Source organism: Yoonia sp., from assembly GCF_036007805.1.
Taxonomy (GTDB): domain Bacteria; phylum Pseudomonadota; class Alphaproteobacteria; order Rhodobacterales; family Rhodobacteraceae; genus Yoonia.
Map to the genome: position 1 here is coordinate 1 of NZ_DASYOK010000243.1, position 4,457 is coordinate 4,457.

8 protein-coding genes are annotated in these 4,457 nt (G+C 60.9%); all 8 read right to left on the reverse strand.

Features of this window, described 5'->3' with window-relative positions; genetic code table 11:
* Nucleotides 1-657 (reverse strand): phage adaptor protein (locus tag VGP75_RS13205; RefSeq protein WP_327544116.1); only part of this gene is annotated, 657 nt, incomplete at its 3' end.
* A 5-nt stretch (nt 658-662) separates the two neighbouring features.
* On the reverse strand, nt 663-1,049 hold the full coding sequence (locus VGP75_RS13210; RefSeq protein ID WP_327544117.1) for a hypothetical protein: 387 nt from the start codon (nt 1,047-1,049) through the stop codon (nt 663-665).
* A 57-nt stretch (nt 1,050-1,106) separates the two neighbouring features.
* A complete protein-coding gene (locus VGP75_RS13215) occupies nt 1,107-1,544 on the reverse strand; it encodes a hypothetical protein (protein ID WP_327544118.1) in 438 nt (145 codons plus the stop codon).
* Between the two features lie 64 nt (nt 1,545-1,608).
* Nucleotides 1,609-2,700 carry a N4-gp56 family major capsid protein gene (locus VGP75_RS13220; RefSeq protein ID WP_327544119.1) on the reverse strand — a complete coding sequence of 364 codons (1,092 nt, stop codon included), beginning with the start codon at nt 2,698-2,700 and terminating at the stop codon, nt 1,609-1,611.
* A gap of 114 nt (nt 2,701-2,814) precedes the next feature.
* A complete protein-coding gene (locus VGP75_RS13225; protein WP_327544120.1) occupies nt 2,815-2,991 on the reverse strand; it encodes a carbon storage regulator in 177 nt (58 codons plus the stop codon).
* A gap of 14 nt (nt 2,992-3,005) precedes the next feature.
* Nucleotides 3,006-3,959 (reverse strand): hypothetical protein, encoded by a 954-nt coding sequence (locus tag VGP75_RS13230; RefSeq protein ID WP_327544121.1) that lies wholly within the window; start codon nt 3,957-3,959, stop codon nt 3,006-3,008.
* The gene (locus tag VGP75_RS13235; protein ID WP_327544122.1) at nt 3,952-4,281 is read right to left on the reverse strand and encodes a Gp49 family protein; all 330 of its coding nucleotides are present in this window, start codon (nt 4,279-4,281) and stop codon (nt 3,952-3,954) included. The genes VGP75_RS13230 and VGP75_RS13235 overlap by 8 nt, the downstream gene beginning before the upstream one ends.
* Nucleotides 4,274-4,457 (reverse strand): hypothetical protein (locus VGP75_RS13240; RefSeq protein ID WP_327544123.1); only part of this gene is annotated, 184 nt, incomplete at its 5' end. The genes VGP75_RS13235 and VGP75_RS13240, both read right to left, overlap by 8 nt.

The window sequence follows — 4,457 nt, forward strand, 5'->3', positions numbered from 1 at the left end:
GGCCGCGCCCTCGATGCCCTGACGGATGCCAAGGGCTTGCTGGAACAGTTGGTAATGCGCCTGCGCGCGCTGCACGGAGCCGTTGAGGATCGTGTCCTCGGCATAAGCGCGATAGGCCACGTAATCGGCCAAGGCGTTAAAATAGACGCGATCCAGCGGCGCAGTGGTGGCGCTTGTGATCGGGCTGGCAATGGCGTCGGGGATCAGCGCGACAATCGCCTCGATGATGCCGGTCCCGTCGTTGCCGGGGAAAACATAGAACTGACGCGGCTCGAACTCGTCGGCAATGACGTGCTGCACGGTCCGCGCATACGGAATCGTGGCAGCGCTGTGCCAGTCAAGGAACTGGTCATTGAGAATGTCGCGGCGCGTGGGTGTGATCGCCCTGCCCCCGGCGCGTGGCGTGGCCCCTGCGTCCCCTGTGACGTTGCGGACTGCCCGGATCAGGCCGGAATAGGCTTCTGGCACTGTCTGAAGCGTGCCAGCGGCAAGCGGCAGCTCCACGGTGCGGGAAAAGGCGGAAGGCTTCTGAACGGCGATTTCCAAAAGCCCGTCGTTGAAATATTCGAGCTTGCTGGCAGCGGTCCAGCGCACCTCGTCAACATCGCTCAGTGCCTTGGGGGCGCGCGATAGAACATCAGCGACGTTGACGGGCATGGCTGTTACTCAGCCTCTTTGGCGGGGGCCTTGCGGATCATATCAATGATCTTGTCGCGCTTGACCTTGTGGTGAGGCTTCTTGCCGTATGCTTCTTCGTAAAGCTGGTCGAGAACCTCGTCGGGCGCGTCTTCCAGCGGGGTCGGCGCGTCGTCGTCGTCGGAAGGCTCAATCGGGTCCGGCTGAACGGGCGCGGTCTGCGTGACAGGCTCAACCGGCGCGTTTGGGTCATAGACCGTGAATGACGGAATCGACAAAAAGCGCTGAATATGCGCCGGGGTTTCGACCTCGGCCACATGCGCGCCGTTTGCGTTTGGCTCAAAGTGGTATTTGGTGCCAGCAATGGAGTGGATGGAACCGTTCGGGCGTTTGGTGGTGTGTTCGATCAGCATGGCTTCCTCCGTGATCGTGGGGCAGCGCGCGGATTTGGCCCGCGCGCCGCAATGTCATCAAGCGATGTAGTCGATTTTGACCGTCAGCTTGGCAGCACCGGCGGCGACGTTGGCCGCGACCTTTGCACCAATGGCGCGGTGGTAGTTTTGGCGGGCAACACCAAGGCAGGTTGCCAGTGCGGCGTTGGCCGTGGCGTTGTTGACGCTGGTGCCGTCAAACAACTCGTCGCCGACGGTGCGCTCGTCCACGGTATCGCCGGGGGTGCCGGTCATGATACCAATGTCAGCCGTGGTCGCACCAAGGCCGGTGCCGATGATGGTCGCACCGACGATCTGTGTCTCGGCAGGCAGGAGGCCAAGCTCGATCACGTCGGTTGCCGTCGCATAGGCGTCGGTAAAGGTGTATTCAAAGATGGCAGTCGTGACGATACCGGCCTGATATGCCGAAGGCGTCGCGGCCTGCCCCTTTGCTGTGGAACTCTGGAAGATAGCCATCTGGCGAATCCTTCTATTTCAAGCGGGGTTGGGGGTGGAGCGGCGCGAACGCCGCCCCGCTAAATCAGACCGGGACCGCGTAGGTATCCAGCGCAATCACGCCAAAATCGCGTCCGTTATAGCGCGACTTCTTCACGCCCATGATGACACCGGCAACGACGGTTGGCTCGTTGTCGTAGTCTTCCATTTCTTCCTTCCACATGTAGCGCATACCGCCCGGAGTGCCGTATGCGACCACACCGGCCTGACGGCCAAGGAAGAGGGCGCGGGCTGCTGGCAGGTCGCTGCCAGTGCCGTAGTCGTTGAACCGGATCACGTTCTCATGGTCATGCAGCACGACGTTGTTGATCATGCCCATGTTGCCCTTGAAGATCGGGTTCTTGCGGCCTTCTGCGGCGGCTGCGGCTTTCTGGAAGTCCAGCCACTTGCTGCCCGATGCTGTGCGCATGGTGTGCGCCTGATAGGGCGACATGACCACGCAGAAGTGCTTTTCGCCTTCCACATCGACGGGCATCATGTCCGTGGCGTCTGTGTCCTTGGCCCGGATCATCTTGGCGTGGGTTGCCACACGCTCGATCAGGTCCGTGGTCATCACGTCTGCGGTGGACAGGTCGCCCTTGCCGGTCGCGTCGCCACCAAACAGGATGTGCGCGGTGTCGGGCGCTTGCAGCGGGTTGGTCGCAAAGCCGGTGTAGTCAGCAGGCTCGATGAACTCTTCGTTCATGCCACGCGCGCCGGAGAGGTAGATGAAATACATCTCGTCAATGTATTGCGTCCAGTATTCGGCCAGCCGGTCCTTGGCGATCTTGCGCATGTCATGCAGCGTGCGCTTGCGGCTCATGCGTCCGCCAGCGGATACGGGGTGCCGCATCTGGTCGATCACGACTTCATCGGAGAAGAACTTGAGTTGCTCCTCTTTGCCCTTCACGCGGGCGTCACCGAAGGTCGGGCGCTGCTTGAGCTTCACCGAGAGATCGAAGGACACGCGGTCGCCAGCATCGCTGGACAGGTCCATCTTCTCCTCGATGATGTTGTTCTCGCCCTTGCCGACGAACTTCTTGTTGAAGTAGCTGTTGCGGTTGACTTGGGTTGCCAGAGTAGCCGCCCAACGCTTTACAGCGCGAGGGTCGCCCCAATTCAGGATGGTCTGTGTCATGTCAGTCCTCATCGACTAAAAAACGATGGCGGACTTCCATGCCCTGAGTTTACCCGGCATCCAGCCGATATAGCTTGATAGATACCACATATGGTATCTGTTTGCCAATATGATCTATATGTTGTGTCCCGCCTTGGCTTTTGCCCCGATAGGTATGCGCGCGATATTGATCTCGCGCGGTGCATCAATGCCCACGGTCAAGCGTCCCTTGGTGGAATCTTCTTTGACCGTCAGGCGGATCGAGTCCCCGATTTGGAGGCTGTCACCTGCTTTGAGTTTGAGCGTCAGCACCGCGCGATCTCCCCTTAAACGTCCATGCTGGCGAAGGCTTCGGCTTCATCCGGCGACATGCTGCCCATGATGCGCTCGTATTCTTCCGGGCCAGCGTTTTCGAGACGCTGTGCAAGGCTGGAATACTTGCCGTCGGATGCTGATACCGGGGCGGCGTTGGGCACATTGCGCAGTGTGACGGGGGCTTTGTCGCCCGGGCGCGGCTTGCGGGCCGGTGCCGGTGCCGGATCGGCCTTGGCCTCTAGCGCTGGTGTCGGGGATGGCTTCGCCTTCCCCTTTGGCGCAGGCACGTCCACTCCCAGAACCTCGGCCTCTGCCGCATAGAGCGTGTGCGCGGCTTCCAGCATTTGCCGGTGTGTCATGTGCTGATAGGCGGGGTTGCCTGTCACGCTGCGCACATGGCGATCATAGGCTTCCGCATGGCTTTGGGTTGCCAGATCCGGAAACTCGCCAAAGTAGCCCTTGGCCGTGCCGATGAAGGCGTTATAGACCGCCTGCTCTTGGCTCTCGGCCACGGCACGCTGTGCGATGGTCTGCTTTGAAACGCCATCAATCTCGGCCAGCTTGGCAAGGTATTCATCGCGGGACAGGTTGCCCTCTTCCCAATCGTCAAACGCGGCTACTTTTGCGGCGTCGAGTGCCTCGATCTCCGCGTCGAGTGCGGCAAGGTCTGGGGCTTGGGTGCCGACCATGCTGTCGGTGTCGTCTTGGGCTGCGTCGTCGCTGGCGGCCTGCGCTGCGGGTTCGTCCTCGGCGTCCCCTTCGTCAGCCTCATCCGCGTCTCCTTCGCCCTCGTCGTCGCCAAACAGTGCCGCGCGCTCCTCGTCGCTGAGAAGGCGCATGTCCTCTTCGGTCCATTCCTCGTCGTCGCCGGGCGCGTCCTCGATTTCGGGCAAGTCGTCCTCGGCTTGGGCCTGATCGGCCTGCACCTGATCCTCGGTCACGTCGTCTTTAATGTCATCAGCCATTGGCCTGCTCCTTCATGGCGATTTCGTGCAGACGCTCGCGCAACATGTAGCCCTCAAGCTGCCAGATTTTTGCGCGGGCGTTCTCAAAGGCAATTTGGCGGCCAATCGCTGCCCTGAAATTTTCCGGGCTGGCCGCTGCGCTTTCACCTGTGACGGTAAAGCCGTTCTCCAGTGTCAGGACGCAGATAGTCAGCGTCGTGTCAGGCACGACATGGTAATAATCACTGACGATCTTGGCGTCGATGTGATCCGGCGTCAGGCGCGGCGCGGCGGCCCCGCTCTCTTGGATCATCTGTTCAATCTGGGTGTCTTCATTAGGCATGGGGTTCCCTCCTTGTGCCGTCTGCTTCGGTGAAGTCTCTGACGCGGCGGGCGTGAATGTATCCGTCGTGCCAGTTTGCCCATTGGCCGGGGTATTCATCCGGCTTGAATGGTGCGTCTTTGGTGTGCGGGTTGGCCTCTAACGCCTCGCCGGTGGCGAAAGCGTGCTGGCCTGCG

Coding starts and splice junctions, on each gene's coding strand:
- VGP75_RS13210 (WP_327544117.1), bottom strand. CDS start 1,049: ATGCTGATCGAACACACCACCAAACGCCCGAACGGTTCCATCCACTCC.
- VGP75_RS13215 (WP_327544118.1), bottom strand. CDS start 1,544: ATGGCTATCTTCCAGAGTTCCACAGCAAAGGGGCAGGCCGCGACGCCT.
- VGP75_RS13220 (WP_327544119.1), bottom strand. CDS start 2,700: ATGACACAGACCATCCTGAATTGGGGCGACCCTCGCGCTGTAAAGCGT.
- VGP75_RS13230 (WP_327544121.1), bottom strand. CDS start 3,959: ATGGCTGATGACATTAAAGACGACGTGACCGAGGATCAGGTGCAGGCC.
- VGP75_RS13235 (WP_327544122.1), bottom strand. CDS start 4,281: ATGCCTAATGAAGACACCCAGATTGAACAGATGATCCAAGAGAGCGGG.